This window comes from Alloyangia mangrovi (assembly GCF_002300555.2).
Lineage (GTDB): Bacteria > Pseudomonadota > Alphaproteobacteria > Rhodobacterales > Rhodobacteraceae > Salipiger > Salipiger mangrovi.
The window spans coordinates 71,089-86,015 of the sequence record NZ_NTHN02000008.1 but is presented as its reverse complement, the minus strand read 5'-3'; the positions used below and the strand labels follow the sequence as shown (position 1 = coordinate 86,015).

Here is a 14,927-nt window from a genome sequence, read left to right as displayed (position 1 = left end):
GGCACGCTCCGCACCTGAGGGCGCGGAACCATTGGCGCGCGGCTGCCGTTAGGCTGCGATGACCCTGCTCGCCCGCCTCCTCCCGCTTGCGCTGCTGACGCTGCTTCTGGCCCTGCCTGCGCCGGGCCGCGCGCAGCAGGGCGATCTCGATCGCTGGTACGAGGTCGAGATGGTCAACCCCGGTCTCGGCGCCGCCCCCCCAGAACATCGACAGGTCCACCCCGCGCGCCGCGCTCGAAAGCTTCCTCTTCCGCGCCGACGACGAGGACTGGGAGGGTGCGGCGCATCTTCTCGACCTCTCCCCCATCGAGCCCGGCGATCAGGCCGAGCTTGGGCCAGAGCGCGCCCGGCAGTTCGCCACGCTCATGGATCGCAAGATCATGATCGATTGGTACGACCTGCGCGACCGGCCCGATGGCGTCGATGCCCGGACCCCTGATGCCCCCATGGCGGGCGAGCCGCGCCGCTCGCTGCTGCTGTGGTACGTCAAGCTCGGCGACCGCCCGGTGCCGATCCGCATCAACCGCGTGAAACCTGCCACCGGAGACCCGGTCTGGCTGGTCTCGCGCCAGACGGTGCAGGCGCTGCCCGCGCTGGCCGAGGCCTTCGGCCCCACCGAGCTGGAAAAGGCGCTCCCTGCGCCGCTGCGCGAGCGCGCCTTCTGGGGCCTGCGCTGGTGGGAGGTCATCGCACTGCCACTTGTGCTGACCGTCACCGCGATCATCGGATTTCTGGTCAACAGGCTCATGTCGCGCGGTCTGAACCGCACGTTGCGCGATGCGCCCTACTCCACGCTCGTGGCGCTGCGCGGCCCGACGACGCTGGCCGTGGTCACCCTGACCATGTCGCTGCTTACCCGGCACGTGCTGGTCTTCTCGGGGCGAATCGACACGATTCTCTCGCCGCTCCTCATCCTCGGATTCGTCTCGACGGTGCTCTGGCTGGTGATCAACGTGGCCGACGTGATTCTCAACCGGCTGGTGAAATTCGACGGCGACGAACTGGCCGAGATGGGCGAGGGCCAGGAGCAGCGCCGCAACATCGCGACCCGCGTCTCCGCCGCCCGCCGCGCGGTGATCGTTCTGGTGGCGCTGGTCGGCGCGGGCATCGTGATCTCCGAGGCCAGCGTCATGCGCTCGCTCGGCATTTCGCTTCTCGCCTCGGCGGGCACCGCGACAATCATCCTCGCTTACGCCGGGCGCAACGTGCTGACCAACATCATGGCCTCGATGCAGATCGCGCTGAACCAATCGGCGCGCATCGGCGACAAGGTGCTTTTCAAGGGCCACCTTTGCTCGGTCGAGCGCATCCATTTCACCTACGTGCAGCTGCGCGTCTGGACCGGGCAGCGGCTGGTGGTGCCGGTGGTCGATTTTGTCGCCGAGCCCTTCGAGAACTGGACCATGCAGGAGCATTTCCTGATCCGCGAAGTCGTCCTGCGGCTGTCCCATGCCGCCAATGTCGATGCGCTGCGCAAGCGCTACGAGGAGATTCTCGACAACATGGAGGGTCTCGCCGATCGCCCCGAATCGCGCGGCGTCTACGTTTCCGGCCACGATGTCTTCGGTCAGGAGGTGCTCTTCCTGATTCCCTGCCCCGATCCGAACATCGCCTGGTCGCTCGAATGCGAGGCCCGCGAACGGCTGCTGGCGGCGGCGCAGGAGCTCGACAGCTCGGCAGAGCCGATCTTCCCCGATGCAAGACCTGCCGAGGCGGCCTGAGCCCGGGCCGCCGCCTCAGGGCATCAGCGCATCGTTGATGCAGGCGGTGAGCACGTGGTCGCGCCAGCGCCCGTTGATCTTCAGGTAGTCGCGCGCCCGCCCCTCGACCTCGAAGCCGAGCCGCGCCAGCAGGGCCGCGCTGCGGGTGTTCTCGGGCAGGTGATTGGCCATGATCCTGTGCAGGCCCGCCTCGTTGAAGAGCCAGGGGATCACCGCCTCCAGAACCTCCTGCATCAGCCCCGCGCCCTCTTGCGCGGCATCGATCGAATAGCCCAGCAGGCAAGCCGGGAACGGCCCTCGCGCGACACCGGTGCAATTGACCACCGCAAGCACCTCGTCCGCCCCACGCAGCCGCGCGACGAAGCGATAAGCGCGCCCTTCCTGCGCTTCGGCAACCTGGGCCTGCACCCGGGCCTGCCACTCTGCCGCATCGTGATATCCCGCCGGTCGCCGTGGCTCCCAGGGCTCCAGATGCGCCGCGTTGCGCAGATAGTAAGACCGCAGCGGGCCCGCGTCCGCCTCGCCGATCGGGGCGATCCGCGTACGCGCCGTCTCGATCATGTTCATGCGCGATCCCTCGCCTGCTGTACGTCGGGATGGTTCCCGGGGTGGTGTTCCGGGTTGGTCTTCCGGGCTTGGGCCATGCGGCCGGGCCCGCCCAGCTGTCAAGCCCCGCGGCCCCTTGTTTCCCCGGCCCTCGGGCCTTAAATTCCTGACAAAGCTCATAGGAGACGCGGATGTTCGGCATTCCCGGAAAACAGGCGGTCACCATCACCCCGGCCGCGGTGACGCAGGTGCGCAAGCTCATGGAACGCGACGGGCGTGCGGGCCTGCGCATCGGCGTCAAGAAGGGTGGCTGCGCCGGCATGGAATACACCATGGACTTCGTCGATGTGGCGGAGTCGAACGACGAGGTTGTCGAACAGGACGGCGCACGCGTGCTGATCGCGCCCATGGCGCAGATGTTCCTTTTCGGCACCGAGATCGACTACCAGAGTTCGCTGCTGGAATCGGGGTTCAAGTTCAACAACCCCAATGTCGCCGACGCCTGCGGCTGCGGCGAGTCGATCAAGTTCAAGGACATCGAGGAACTTGAGGCCGAGCGCCGCGGCTCGGAATGAGCCCGGCCCCCGCTTCCCCTGCGGCGCCTCCTGCCCTATCTCCTTGATTGCGCAACCAAGCTTGACGCTGCGGGCTGCGCCGCGATGATACGCGCGAACTTCAACGAGAGGAGCGACGATGCGCAGGAAACTTGCCGCCGGCAACTGGAAGATGAACGGGCTGGCCGCCGCCCTGGATGAACTCAAGGCCATGGCGGATGCCGACGGCGGCGAGACCGAGGTGCTGATCTGCCCGCCCGCCACGCTGGTCGCGCAGGCCGCTGCGCGCGCCGGCGACATCGCCATCGGCGGGCAGGACTGCCACGCCAAAGCCTCGGGCGCCCACACCGGCGACATCTCGGCGGAGATGCTCAGGGACGCGGGCGCAAGCTACGTGATCCTCGGCCACTCCGAGCGCCGCACCGATCATGGCGAGACCGACGAGGACGTGCGCAACAAGACCCGCGCCGCCTGGGACACCGGGCTGACCGCCGTGGTCTGCGTCGGCGAGAGCCTCGCCGAGCGCGAGGCCTCCAATACGCTCGACATCATCGCCGGGCAGCTCGCGGGCTCGATCCCCGATGGCGCGACCGGCCACAGCCTCGTCGTCGCCTACGAGCCGATCTGGGCCATCGGCACCGGCAAGGTGCCCACCACCGACCAGATCGGCGAGGTGCATGATTTCATGCGCGCCAAGCTCGAGAAGCGCTTCGGCGAAGGCGTCGGCCGCTCGGTCCGCCTGCTCTACGGCGGTTCGGTGAAACCCGGCAACGCGGGCGAGATCTTCGCGGTCTCCAACGTCGACGGCGCGTTGGTGGGGGGGCGCGAGCCTCAAGGCGGCGGATTTCGTGCCCATCATCGAGGCGCTCGGCCAGGCCTGACCGCCGGCGAAATGCGTATTTGGAAAAAGAAGAAGCCGGGGGCCCTGCGCAGTCCCCGGCTTCTTCTCTTTTAAAATACGCCCGCCGGAGGCGGTCCTGCCCCCGCACCACGCGCGGCGCCCGATGACGGGCGCCGCGCTTTTTTCGTGCCTGTGCCGGAAGGGCTCAGTTGGTGATGATCTCCGGCCCCATGAAGGTGGTCGGCAGCCAGGTCGACAGCCAGGGGATGTAGGTCACCATGATCAGGAAGACGAAGAGCACGGCAAGGAACGGCAGCGCCGCCCTCACCACGCGCATCATCGACATGCCCGCGACGCCCGAGGTGACGAAGAGGTTGAGACCCACCGGCGGGGTGATCATGCCGATCTCCATGTTGACCACCATGATGATGCCGAGGTGGATCGGGTCGATGCCGAGCTCGATGGCGATCGGGAAGACCAGCGGCGCGACGATCACGATGAGGCCAGAGGGCTCCATGAACTGGCCGCCGATCAGCAGGATCACGTTGACGATCACCAGGAACATGATCGGTCCGAAGCCAGCGTCCAGCATCATCCCGGCAATGCGCTGGGGGATCTGCTCGTCGGTCAGCACGTGCTTGAGGATCAGCGCGTTGGCGATGATGAACATCAGCGTGACCGTCAGCTTGCCGGCCTCGAAGAGCGTGTCGCGGGTGTCGCGGTGGAAGAAGGCGGTGACCAGCGCGATGGGCTTGCGGAACAACGGCAGGTTCGGCGCGCCGTCCTTGCCGGCGAGCGGGCCCATGTCGCGGTAGACGAAGTTGGCGATGAGGAAGGCGTAGACCGCAGCCACCGCAGCCGCCTCGGTCGGGGTGAAGATGCCGCCGTAGATGCCGCCCAGGATGATCACGATGAGGAACAGCCCCCACATCGCGTCGCGCCCCGAGCGGACCACCTCGCCCCAGCCGTGCCATTCGCCCTTGGGCAGGCCGCGCACGCGGGCGATCGCGTAGATGGTGATCATCAGCATGGTGCCCGCGAGCAGGCCCGGGATGACCCCGGCGAGGAACATCCGTCCGACCGAGACGTCAGTGGCCGAGGCGTAGACCACCATCACGATCGACGGCGGGATGAGGATGCCCAGCGTACCGGCGTTGGCGATGACCCCCGCCGCGAAGTCCTTGGAGTAGCCCACCTGGCGCATCCCGGCGATGACGATCGAGCCGATCGCCACCACGGTCGCGGGCGACGAGCCCGAGAGCGCGGCGAAGAGCATGCAGGCGAAGACACCGGCGATGGCCAGACCGCCGTGGAAGTGCCCCACGAGCGAGATCGAGAAGCGGATGATCCGCCGCGCCACGCCGCCCGTCGACATGAAGGAGGAGGCGAGGATGAAGAAGGGAATGGCGAGCAGCGTGTAATGCCCTGCCATGGCCTGGAACATCGACTGCGCCACCGAGGCCAGCGAGGTGTCCGACAGCGCCAGCAGGAAGATGATCGACGACAGGCCCAGCGAAACCGCGATCGGCAGACCGATGAGCATCAGACCGATGATGCAGACGAAAAGGAGAAAGACTTCCATCGGACTCAGTCCTCGCGGTTCAGGTGGGCGACGTCATCGACGGCGTCTTCGGCTTCGTGGCTGACGATCAGGCTGTCCGACTTGCCGGTCCAGATGCGGACCCCGGCCTGGATGAAGCGGAAGAGCAGCAGCGCCATGCCGAAAGGCAGGATGAAATAGGGGATGAAGCGAGGCAGCTTCTCGTAGTGCTCGCCCTCGTTGATCCAGGGCTCGATGAAGCGCAGCCAGTCAGGCATCGGGATGTCGACGACCTCGTACCAGGAGCGGTAGGAGGTGCGCTTCATCTCCTCGAAGCCGGTGGGCAGCCAGCGCCCGGTGGTCTGCGGCAGGTTGGCGAAGTTGGCCCAGTAGTCCCAGGCTCCCTTCATCAGCAGGAAGGCGTAGAAGATGCAGAGCGCGGCGGCGATCAGCGCCAGCACCCGGCGTGCGGTGGAGGGCAGCAGGCTGGTGACCGCGTCGACCCCGAGATGCGCGGTGACCTTCACCGCGTAGCTCACCCCGAAGAGCACCAGCCAGGCAAAGAGGAAGGTCACCGCCTCGAGGCCCCAGACCACACCGGTGTTGAACCCGTAGCGCAGGACGACGTTGACGAAGGTGAGAATCGTCATCAGCCCGAGGATCACGGCGATGGCCGTTTCCTCGAGCTCGTTGACGAAGCGGCCGAGTGCAGAGCCGCCGTGCATGGTATTGGACATCTAGTCCCCCGCTATGCCGGATGGGTTGCCCCAAGATGAGTGTTCGGGTGTGAAAAGGCCCGGCCCCGCGCTGCGCAGGACCGGGCCGAAGGCATCCGCGCCGGATCAGAACTGCGCGTTGAATTCCTGCGCGGCGGCGATGTTGTCAGCGCCGACGTCACCCTCGAAGCGCTCCCATACCGGCTTCATCGCATCGACCCAGGCCTGGCGCTGCTCGGGGGTGAGCTCGCGGATGACGCCACCGGCGTCGAGCACGGCCTGACGGTTGTCGGCATCGACCTCGGCGATCGCGGCATTGCGCGTCGCGGTGACCTCATCGAGGATCTGGCCCATCTGGGTACGCACATCCTCGGGCAGGCTTTCCCACCAGTCGACCGAGGTCACGACCATGTAGTCGAGCACGCCGTGGTTGGTCTCGGTGGTGCCGTCCTGAACCTCGAAGAACTTCTGGCCGTAGATGTTCGACCAGGTGTTCTCCTGACCGTCGACGACGCCGGTCTGCAGCGCGCCGTAGACTTCCGAGAAGGCCATCGGCTGCGGCGAGGCGCCGAGCTGTTCGATGTTCGCCTTCAGCACCTCGGAGGGCTGCACGCGGAACTTGAGGCCCTTCGCGTCTTCCGGCGTGATCAGCGGCTTGTTGGCCGAGAACTGGGTCAGGCCATTGTGCCAGAAGCCAAGGCCGAGCAGGCCGCGCCGAACCATGGATTCCTTCATCGCCTGGCCGGTGTCGCTGTTCTGGAACGCATCCACGGCCTCGATGTTCACGAACATGAACGGCAGGTCGAAGATGCGGAACACCTTGGTGAACTGCTCGAACTTCGACAGCGAGGGCGCGGCCATCTGCACGTCGCCGTTCAGCATCGCCTCGAGCACCTGGTCATCGTTGTAGAGCGTCGAGTTCGGGAAGACCTCGACGCAGGCCTTGCCGTCCATCTCCTCGTTCACGCGGTCGGCGAAAAGCTGCGCCGCGATGCCCTTGGGGTGCTTGTCGGTGTTGGTGACGTGGCTGAACTTCACCACGATCTCGCCCTCGTCGCATGCGGCGGTTGCGGCCTGGGTGCCGGACACGAGTGCGGTAACCGCGGCAGCGGTCATCAGGAACTTTTTCATGAAATCCTCCCGGAACTTCCGTTTGTCGAAGCACCGACCGCGACCTCCTACCGTCACGATCGATCTGGGCACGAAGAAATACCCCGGTGAATTTTCGCGCAACGTTTTTGAGAGATTTCCGTGAATTTTGGGTTTTTTGTTTATTTTTAGGTATTTAAGAATGATCCCCCACAGATACAGAGCGCTATGAGGATGGCCCTGTGTGAAATCCCGCACGCCGATCCTCCAAGACTGTGCGAGAATCCGCACAGTTTTCTCCCAGCCCGAAAATGCGGCAGCGCCCGGAATCGCTGCTCAGCGATAGTCCTCCGCGCGAATGCCGTATTTCGCCAGCTTGTCGTAGAAGGTCTTCCGCGGCAGCTTCAGCGCTTGCGCGGCGGCGCTGGCCTGCCCGCCGGTGCGCTTCAGCGCCTCGACAAGCAGCGAGCGTTCGACCTGCGCCAAGCGCTCGGTCAGCCCGAGGCCCTCGCCCATGTCCTCGCTCTCGCCGAGCCCCAGCGCGAAGCGCATCGCCGCCGACATCAGCGAGCGGGTGTTGCCCGGCCAGTCCCGCGCGATGAGCCCCGAGATCACCTCCTCGGTGATCTCCGGCGGCTCGAGCCCGGCCTGCTCGGCGGCCTGCGCGACGTAGTGCCGGAACAGCACAGGGATGTCCTCGGGCCGCTCGCCGAGCGCCGGAATGTGGATCTGCATGACCTCGAGCCGGTAGAAGAGCTCGGCGGAGAACGCGCCGCTCTCCACTTCCCTGGCAAGATCGCGCACCGTGCCAGCGATCAGTCGGGAGCCGCCTTCCTCCAGTAGGTCGACAAGCGCCAATTGGCTGTCCTTCGGCAGCTGGCAGATCTCGTCAAGGAACACCGTGCCCGCCGCGCAGCCGCGCCAGAACTCGCCGAGCGCGACCCGATCGAGCCCCGCCGCCGAGCGCTTCTCGAACGGGCCCTTGGACCGGTTCGAACAGAGGTGCACCACCTCGGCGACCTTCGAGAGTCCCGACCCCGGCGCCCCGGTGATCAACACGTCGGTCCCGGCCCGCGCCGCCACCCGGCAGCGCGCGCGCAGCCCGTCGGCCTTGCGCGAGATGCCGAAGAGCATCCGCGCGGCGGCGTCCCCGGTCTCCAGCTCGGCCTTCAGGCGGCGGTTCTCCAGCACCAGCGCGCGGGTACGCAGCGCGCGCTCGACCACCGCAGTCAGATCCCCCCGGCGCGCAGGGTTTCTCGAGAAAGTCGAAGGCCCCCGCCGCCATTGCCCGCACCGCCATCGGGATATCGCCCTCGCCGGTCAGCAGGATCACCGGCAGCTCGGGGTCCTTGCGGTGCGCGTAGTCCAGCAGGTGGAAGCCATCGCGGCCCGGCATGCGGATGTCCGAGACGATCACCCCTTCGAAGGCGGGCTCGATCAACTCCTTGCACTCGACGAAGCTGCCCGCGGTCACCGTGTCGAGATCGGCCAGCTCCAGCGTCTGGCCAAGTGCCTCGCGCACCGCCGCATCGTCGTCCACCAGTAGCACCCGCCGGGTCATGCGCGTCTCTCCATCTGCGTGATCTCCAGCTCTGCCTGCCGCAGGTCGAGCGTGAACTGCGCGCCGCCGCCCGGTAGGTTCTCGCCGCGCAGCTTGCCGCCAAAGCCTTCGACGATCCCGTAGGAGATCGACAGGCCAAGCCCCATGCCCTCTTCCGGGCCGACCTCCTTGGTCGAGTAAAACGGATCGAAGATGCGGTCGGGCTCGCGGATGCCAGAGCCGGTGTCGCGGATCGTCAGCCGCACCACGCCCGCGGCATCGTCATGGCTCATCCGGAGGGTCAGGTGGCGGACCTCCAACCCCTCCATGGCGTCGAGCGCATTGGAAATGAGATTCACCACCACCTGGCTCAACCGCACCTCGCCGCCCATGACGATGGCGGGCCGGTCCGGGCGCTGCCAGTCGACGCTGGCGCCGGTCTTTTCGATCCGCCGCTGCATCAGTTCGAGCGCCTGCTCGACCACCGCTGCCAGCCCGACGCGATGCGCCGGCCCCGGCTCGGCCTTGGCGAAGGCCCGCAGGTTCTTGATGATCCGCCCCATGCGCCCGGCCATGTCGCTGATCCGCCCGAGGTTCTCCGCCGCCCGCTCTGGCTTGCCGCGCTCGAGGAAGGCGGCACCGTTCTCGGCGAAGGAGCGGATCGCCATCAGCGGCTGGTTCAGCTCGTGGCTGATCCCCGCGCTCATCTTGCCAAGCGCCGTCAGCTTCGAGGCCTGCACCAGCTCGGCCTGCGCGCGCTTCAGCGCGGCCTCGGCCTCCTGCCGCTCGACCACTTCACGGCGCAGCGCGAGGTTGGCCTCCTCGAGATCGCGGGTGCGCGCGGTGACGCGCTCTTCAAGCTCGAGGTTGATCGCCGCCAGTGCCCGCCGGCGCTCGAGCGCGAACCACAGCAACGCCACGAAGAAGAGCACCCCCGCCGCCACCGCCTGCGCCTGCAAGAGCGCGTAGCGCCGGGCCGGGCGCACGTCGATCATCAGCACGGCGGTCATGCCGATCACCGGCAGGTCGACGACGCGGCGCAGCGCGCGCGCCGGAATATAGGGAGACCAGTTCTGCGACAGGATCGTATAGGCGCCGAGCTGCACGGTCTCGGTGTCGCGCCGCTGCCCCGAGGGCGAGACCATGGCCCCGTCGCCCTCACGTCGCCAGCCGAGCAGCTCGGTGCGGTTGGTGACGAAGACCGTGCCGCTCTCGTCGAGAAAGAAGACCGCGGGCAGCGAGCCGCGCCAGTCGCGCTCCAGAACCGCCGCATCGACAATCACCACCAGCGCGCCGCGCACCTCGCCCGAGGGGGCGAAGTTCGGCGCGGCGAAGAAGAAGGCACGGTCCACGTCGCCCGGCCCCTCGCCATGGGCGACGCCGAGCGCCCCGGTCAGGGCGCGGCGAAAATAGGCACTGCGGGCGACGTCCTCGGGGACCATGTCGCCGGAGCTGGCCAGCACCTCGCCTGAACCGGCGACATAGAAAGCGCTCACCGCGCCGGTCCGGTCGGCGGCGCTGAGCAGCATCTCGTCCGCCGGGGCGCGCGGCCCGCCGTCGAGCAGCGCCTCCAGCGCCGGGTGACGTGTGGTGAGCACCGCAAACTCGCGAAACCGCTGCAACTGGCTGACGAGGCGGTCCGAGGCAAGGTCGAGGTCGCTCTGCCCACGCGCGGCGAGCGGCCCCAGCGCCTGCAGGTAGCCGTAGTGCCACACGCTGCCCGACAGCGCGGCCACGAAGGCGAGCGTCAGCGCCAGCCAGAGGGCGCGGCTCCGGGTCAGCAGGTCCCAGCTCATGATCTCTCATAGCAAGACCGCTCTTGCCAAGAAAGCGCGTGCGTGGCCTAGGGTTGCCGCATGACCGAAGTGAGACCCATGCAACGCTTTTCCAAATCCCCGACCGACCCCGCCTTCGTGCAGGATCCCTACCCTTTCTATGACGAGATGCGCGCCGCGGGCGACCTCGCCTTCTGGGAGGATTACGCCCTGCCCTGCGCCGTGTCGCAGCGCGCCGTCTCGGCACTGCTCAAGGACCGCCGCTTCGGCCGCGAGGTGCCGCCCGAGATGGCCCCCGAGATCCCCGCGCATCAGGCGCCCTTCTACGCGGTCGAGGCGCATTCCATGCTCGAGCTCGAGCCGCCCCGGCACACCCGGCTACGCGGCCTTGTCCTGCGCGCCTTCACCTCGCGCCGCATCGCCGCGCTGGGGTCGGAGATCGCCGCGCTGGCGCAGCGGCTGATCGACGAGATGCCTGCGACCGGCGAGATCGACCTGCTGACCGCCTTCTGCCAGCCAATCCCGGTGATCGTCATCGCCCGGCTGCTCGGCGTGCCCGAGGAGATGGCGCCGCAACTCCTGCGCTGGTCTGCGGACATGGTGGGCATGTACCAGGCGCGCCGTGACATGGCGATGGAGATCGCGGCGGCGACGGCGGCCACCGAGTTCTCGGACTTCCTGCGCGGCTACGTGGAAACGCGCCGCAAGAGCCCCGGGGATGACCTTCTGTCGCATCTCATCGCGGCCGAGGAAGGCGGCGAGAAGCTCTCGACCGATGAGCTGATCACCACCTGCATCCTGCTGCTCAACGCCGGGCACGAGGCCACGGTGCACACCATGGGCAACGGCATCAAGACGCTGCTGGAACAGGGCGTGACCATCACCGAGGAGAATGCCGCGCCGGTGGTCGAGGAAGTGCTACGCTACGACCCGCCGCTGCACATGTTCACCCGCTTTGCCTACGAGGAGGTCGAGGCCTATGGCCATACCTTCCAGCGTGGAGATCAGGTGGCGCTCATGCTGGGCGCGGCGAACCGCGACCCCGCGGTCTGGGCCGAGCCCGCAAGCTTTGACCCGGCACGGCCGGTGGTGACCAACACCAGCTTTGGCGGCGGCATGCATTTCTGCGTAGGCGCCCCGCTGGCCCGGCTCGAACTGGTCACGGCGCTGCCGATCCTCTTCGAGCGCCTTGCCGGGATGCAATTGGCCTGCACCCCGAAATACGCGGACCTCTACCACTTCCACGGCCTCGAGGCGCTGAAAATCACGCGCTGATCCGCCAGGCTCAGCAACCGCAAACGAAAAGGCGCGCCGTTTTCGCGGCGCGCCTTTGTTCCCTCAGCAAGAAGCCTTACGACAGGCGGCTGATCACCACCGTCACCTCGGGCTTCTTGCCGATCTCATTGACCGACGAGTTGCGCACGATGCGGCGCATGCCTTCCTCGAGCTTGTCGTCGTCGCCGAGGGTCTTCTCTCCGGCGCGGCCGAGGAACTGGCTCAGGTCCTCTTCCAGTATATCCACCAGCGGCGCATTCGAGCGGCCGATCTCCGGCAGGCCCATCAACTCGCACCAGGGCTCGCCGAGCGGCTCGTCTTCCTCGTCGAGGATCACCGTCACAACGACGTGGCCATTGAGCGCCATGCGGATACGGTCGCGCACGATGCCGTCGAGCGCGCCGATCTGCACCGAACCATCGAGATAGGTGCGGCCGGTCTCGACATAGCCCGCCACCGTCGGTGCGTTGCCCGAGAGGTCCACCATGGTCCCGTTGATCGCCAGTACACCGGCGCGGCCGCGGCCCTCGGCCAGCTTCATGTGCTCGCGCAGGTGGCGGTGCTCGCCGTGCATCGGCACCACGATCTGCGGGTTCACGATGTCCTGCATCCGCTCGAGGTCGGGGCGGTTCGCGTGGCCCGAGACGTGGTACTTGCCGCCGTCGTCATCGACGATGTCCACGCCCTTCTCCGAGAGCGAGTTCATGATGTGGATGACGCCCTTCTCGTTGCCCGGAATGGTTTTCGAGGAGAAGAGGAACAGGTCGCCCTCCTTCAGCTCGATGCCATTGTACTTGCCGCGCGCCAGCTGCGCCGAGGCCGCCCGGCGCTCGCCCTGCGAGCCGGTGACGATCAGCATGACGTTCTCGCGCGGGATCTGCGTGGCATCCTCGGGCGAGATCACCTTGGGGAAGGATGTGACAACCCCGGTCTCGATCGCCGCTTCGATCATCCGGCGCATGGCGCGGCCCAGAAGGCAGATCGAGCGCCCGGCCCGCTCACCGGCCTCGGCCAGCGTCTTCACCCGCGCAACGTTCGAGGCGAAGGTGGTCGCGACGACCATCTGCGGCGCGCTGGCCACCAGCGTCTCGATCTCCGGCCCCACGGTCACCTCGCTGCGCCCGGGGTGCTGCGAGAAAACGTTGGTCGAGTCGCAGATCAGCGCCTTCACGCCCCCTTTCGACACTTCCGCCCAGAGCTCGGGATCGAAGGCCTCACCGACCACCGGGTTCGCGTCGAGCTTGAAGTCGCCAGTGTGGATGAGCCGTCCGCCGGGGGTGTCGATGACCAGCCCCGAGCTTTCCGGGATCGAGTGCGAGATCGGCAGGAAGCCAACGGTGAACGGGCCAGCCTTCACGGTTTCCGGCCAGCGCGACACGGTGGTCACGGTCTCGGGCGAATGGCCGTATTCCGCGAGCTTGCCGCGCGCGAGGTTGGCGGTGAAGGCGCGCGCATAGATCGGCACGCCAAGGTCCTCGAAGCAATGGCCGATGGCGCCGACGTGGTCCTCGTGGGCGTGGGTGATGAACACCGCCTCGAGCCGCTCGCGGTTTTCCTTCAGCCAGCTGATGTCGGCAAAGATGATGTCGACGCCGGGCGTCGTGTCCATGTCGGGGAAGGCAACGCCGATGTCGACGAGGATCAGACGTTCCTCGCCCGGCTTGCCGTAACCGTAGACATAGGCGTTCATGCCGATCTCGCCGGCACCCCCGAGGGGAAGATAGATGATGCGTTCACTGCTCATGTGCTTTGGCTCCTGCCAAGATTGTATGCGTGGATGACGGTGAGACCATGCATGGTCAAATCCTCCCGCCAGTCGTCGAAGAGGTCTTCGGATTGCTGGAAGAGCGGTGCCAGCCCACCGGTTGAGATGACGCGCATCGGCCGGTCACGTTCGGCCTTGATGCGCGCGCAGATTTCACGGACGAGGCCGACATAGCCCCAGAAAACGCCTGACTGCATGCAGGCGACGGTGTTTGTTCCGACCACGCGCTGTGGTTTGGTGATGTCCACATGCGGCAGCGCGGCGGCAGCCTGGTGCAGCGCCTCGAGGCTGAGGTTGACGCCCGGTGCGATCACCCCGCCCTCGTAGGCGCCGTCCTGTGCCACCACGTCGAAGGTTGTCGCGGTGCCGAAATCGACGACGATGAGATCGCCGCCATAAAGATCATAGCCCGCCACCGTGTTTACGAGGCGGTCAGGCCCCACGTTGGTGCCGAGGTCCACCCGCACGTCCACGGGAAGCGCGCATTCGGGCTTGCCTACCACCATGGCTCGGGTGTTGAAATAGCGATCCGCCAGCACGCGCAGGTTGAACACCACGCGCGGCACGGTCGAGGAGACGATCACGTCGGTGATCTCGGCCTCGATCTTCTGAAAGGCCATGAGCGTCGAGAGCCAGACGTAATACTGGTCGGCGGTGCGCTGGTGCTCGGTCGAGGTGCGCCAGGTCGCAAGGAAGCGCTCCCCGTCCCAGATCGAGAACACGGTATTGGTGTTGCCGCAGTCGATGGCCAGAAGCATGGGCCGCTCCCTCAGAAAAACACGTCTGCCGCGGCAATCGCCTGCCGCGCGCTGGCTGTCCTTAGGACAAGATTGCCAGCATCGTCCACCGTTTCGAACGTGCCGGTAAATTCGTGGCGTCCGGTGCGCGCGGTGATCACCGAACCGAGCCGCGCCGCGCGCGAGAGCCAGGCCTCGCGGATGCCCGCAAAGCCGAGCGTCCTGAACCGTGCCTCTTCTTGTGCATAGGCGGCGGCGAGCAAGGTCAGGAACTCTTCGGGCGTCACCCGCACCCCGGTCTCGGACATCAGCGAGACCGGGCGAAGGGCGCCGGGCTCGACCTCGCCCACGTCGGGTGCCCCGGCAAGGTTCACGCCCATGCCGATCGCCAGCCAATCGCGCCCGCAATGACGGCCGAGGCTTTCCAGCAGGATGCCGGCCACCTTGCCGCCGTTGACCAGCACGTCGTTGGGCCATTTGAGCGCCAGCATGTCGGCCCGGCCGGTCACCGCGACAAAGGCCTCGTGCAGCGCCAGCGAGGCGACGAAGCTGCGCAATGCGACGACCTGCGGCGGCTCGGAGACCGGCAGCACCAGCGTCCCGGCGAAATTCCCCGCGGGCATGGTCCAGGGCCGCCCGCGGCGGCCCCTCCCGGCCACCTGGTTCAGCCCGAGGATCCACTCGGGGCCGGTCAGACCGGAGACGATCCGCGCCGCCTCGGCATTGGTGCTGTCCACTTCCGCCAGCACGCGCCGGCCATAGCCGTCAGGCCACATGCGCCTGCCCTTTCGTCCATTTCACTTCGCGCCCGCAACGGGCCGCTGCGGC

The 14,927-nt window shown here is 67.1% G+C and carries 11 protein-coding genes and 2 pseudogenes; 4 read left to right on the top strand and 9 right to left on the bottom strand.

Annotated elements, in window-relative coordinates:
- Nucleotides 1-365: 365 nt before the first annotated feature.
- On the top strand, nucleotides 366-1,721 hold the full coding sequence (locus tag CLG85_RS06520) for a mechanosensitive ion channel family protein (protein ID WP_260348596.1): 1,356 nt from the start codon (nucleotides 366-368) through the stop codon (nucleotides 1,719-1,721).
- Nucleotides 1,722-1,736: 15 nt separating this feature from the next.
- Here the strand turns inward: CLG85_RS06520 and CLG85_RS06515 are convergent, their stop codons facing one another.
- Nucleotides 1,737-2,288 (bottom strand): GNAT family N-acetyltransferase, encoded by a 552-nt coding sequence (locus CLG85_RS06515; protein ID WP_095881994.1) that lies wholly within the window; start codon nucleotides 2,286-2,288, stop codon nucleotides 1,737-1,739.
- 170 nt (nucleotides 2,289-2,458) lie between these two features.
- On the opposite strand from CLG85_RS06515, the gene CLG85_RS06510 reads away from it, so the two are divergent.
- Nucleotides 2,459-2,842: a HesB/IscA family protein gene (locus CLG85_RS06510; protein WP_095881993.1), complete on the top strand. Its 384-nt coding sequence runs from the start codon at nucleotides 2,459-2,461 to the stop codon at nucleotides 2,840-2,842.
- Nucleotides 2,843-2,960: 118 nt separating this feature from the next.
- Nucleotides 2,961-3,702, top strand: a pseudogene (tpiA, locus tag CLG85_RS06505) (triose-phosphate isomerase).
- Between the two features lie 165 nt (nucleotides 3,703-3,867).
- Here the strand turns inward: tpiA and CLG85_RS06500 are convergent.
- The 5 genes and pseudogenes from CLG85_RS06500 to CLG85_RS06480 all read right to left on the bottom strand — a co-directional run bounded on the left by CLG85_RS06500 (nucleotide 3,868) and on the right by CLG85_RS06480 (nucleotide 10,343).
- Nucleotides 3,868-5,244, bottom strand: a complete 1,377-nt coding sequence (locus CLG85_RS06500; RefSeq protein WP_095881991.1) for a TRAP transporter large permease — start codon at nucleotides 5,242-5,244, stop codon at nucleotides 3,868-3,870.
- A gap of 5 nt (nucleotides 5,245-5,249) precedes the next feature.
- Complete coding sequence (locus CLG85_RS06495) at nucleotides 5,250-5,939, bottom strand: TRAP transporter small permease (protein WP_095881990.1); 690 nt, start codon at nucleotides 5,937-5,939, stop codon at nucleotides 5,250-5,252.
- 105 nt (nucleotides 5,940-6,044) lie between these two features.
- Nucleotides 6,045-7,049, bottom strand: a complete 1,005-nt coding sequence (locus CLG85_RS06490) for a TRAP transporter substrate-binding protein (protein ID WP_095881989.1) — start codon at nucleotides 7,047-7,049, stop codon at nucleotides 6,045-6,047.
- A 294-nt stretch (nucleotides 7,050-7,343) separates the two neighbouring features.
- Nucleotides 7,344-8,568, bottom strand: a pseudogene (locus CLG85_RS06485) (sigma-54-dependent transcriptional regulator).
- Entirely contained in the window at nucleotides 8,565-10,343 is a 1,779-nt protein-coding gene (locus CLG85_RS06480; protein ID WP_260348595.1) for a sensor histidine kinase, read from the bottom strand. Before CLG85_RS06480 ends, CLG85_RS06485 begins: the two are co-directional and overlap by 4 nt.
- A gap of 78 nt (nucleotides 10,344-10,421) precedes the next feature.
- On the opposite strand from CLG85_RS06480, the gene CLG85_RS06475 reads away from it, so the two are divergent.
- Nucleotides 10,422-11,597, top strand: coding sequence for a cytochrome P450 (locus tag CLG85_RS06475; RefSeq protein WP_095881224.1), 1,176 nt, complete (start codon nucleotides 10,422-10,424; stop codon nucleotides 11,595-11,597).
- Nucleotides 11,598-11,673: 76 nt separating this feature from the next.
- Here CLG85_RS06475 and CLG85_RS06470 read toward each other — a convergent pair whose 3' ends face one another.
- The 3 genes from CLG85_RS06470 to CLG85_RS06460 are packed head-to-tail and all read right to left on the bottom strand — an operon-like array spanning nucleotide 11,674 to nucleotide 14,875.
- Nucleotides 11,674-13,341 (bottom strand): ribonuclease J, encoded by a 1,668-nt coding sequence (locus CLG85_RS06470; protein ID WP_095881223.1) that lies wholly within the window; start codon nucleotides 13,339-13,341, stop codon nucleotides 11,674-11,676.
- Complete coding sequence (locus tag CLG85_RS06465) at nucleotides 13,338-14,120, bottom strand: type III pantothenate kinase (RefSeq protein WP_095881222.1); 783 nt, start codon at nucleotides 14,118-14,120, stop codon at nucleotides 13,338-13,340. Before CLG85_RS06465 ends, CLG85_RS06470 begins: the two co-directional genes overlap by 4 nt.
- 11 nt (nucleotides 14,121-14,131) lie before the next feature.
- Nucleotides 14,132-14,875, bottom strand: coding sequence for a biotin--[acetyl-CoA-carboxylase] ligase (locus CLG85_RS06460; RefSeq protein WP_095881221.1), 744 nt, complete (start codon nucleotides 14,873-14,875; stop codon nucleotides 14,132-14,134).
- Nucleotides 14,876-14,927: the final 52 nt, after the last annotated feature.

What these genes read in the sequence shown, in the direction of transcription:
- CLG85_RS06520 (WP_260348596.1), top strand. Translation starts at nt 366, where the DNA reads ATGGATCGCAAGATCATGATCGATTGGTACGACCTGCGCGACCGGCCC.
- CLG85_RS06515 (WP_095881994.1), bottom strand. Translation starts at nt 2,288, where the DNA reads ATGAACATGATCGAGACGGCGCGTACGCGGATCGCCCCGATCGGCGAG.
- CLG85_RS06510 (WP_095881993.1), top strand. Translation starts at nt 2,459, where the DNA reads ATGTTCGGCATTCCCGGAAAACAGGCGGTCACCATCACCCCGGCCGCG.
- CLG85_RS06500 (WP_095881991.1), bottom strand. Translation starts at nt 5,244, where the DNA reads ATGGAAGTCTTTCTCCTTTTCGTCTGCATCATCGGTCTGATGCTCATC.
- CLG85_RS06495 (WP_095881990.1), bottom strand. Translation starts at nt 5,939, where the DNA reads ATGTCCAATACCATGCACGGCGGCTCTGCACTCGGCCGCTTCGTCAAC.
- CLG85_RS06490 (WP_095881989.1), bottom strand. Translation starts at nt 7,049, where the DNA reads ATGAAAAAGTTCCTGATGACCGCTGCCGCGGTTACCGCACTCGTGTCC.
- CLG85_RS06480 (WP_260348595.1), bottom strand. Translation starts at nt 10,343, where the DNA reads ATGAGCTGGGACCTGCTGACCCGGAGCCGCGCCCTCTGGCTGGCGCTG.
- CLG85_RS06475 (WP_095881224.1), top strand. Translation starts at nt 10,422, where the DNA reads ATGCAACGCTTTTCCAAATCCCCGACCGACCCCGCCTTCGTGCAGGAT.
- CLG85_RS06470 (WP_095881223.1), bottom strand. Translation starts at nt 13,341, where the DNA reads ATGAGCAGTGAACGCATCATCTATCTTCCCCTCGGGGGTGCCGGCGAG.
- CLG85_RS06465 (WP_095881222.1), bottom strand. Translation starts at nt 14,120, where the DNA reads ATGCTTCTGGCCATCGACTGCGGCAACACCAATACCGTGTTCTCGATC.
- CLG85_RS06460 (WP_095881221.1), bottom strand. Translation starts at nt 14,875, where the DNA reads ATGTGGCCTGACGGCTATGGCCGGCGCGTGCTGGCGGAAGTGGACAGC.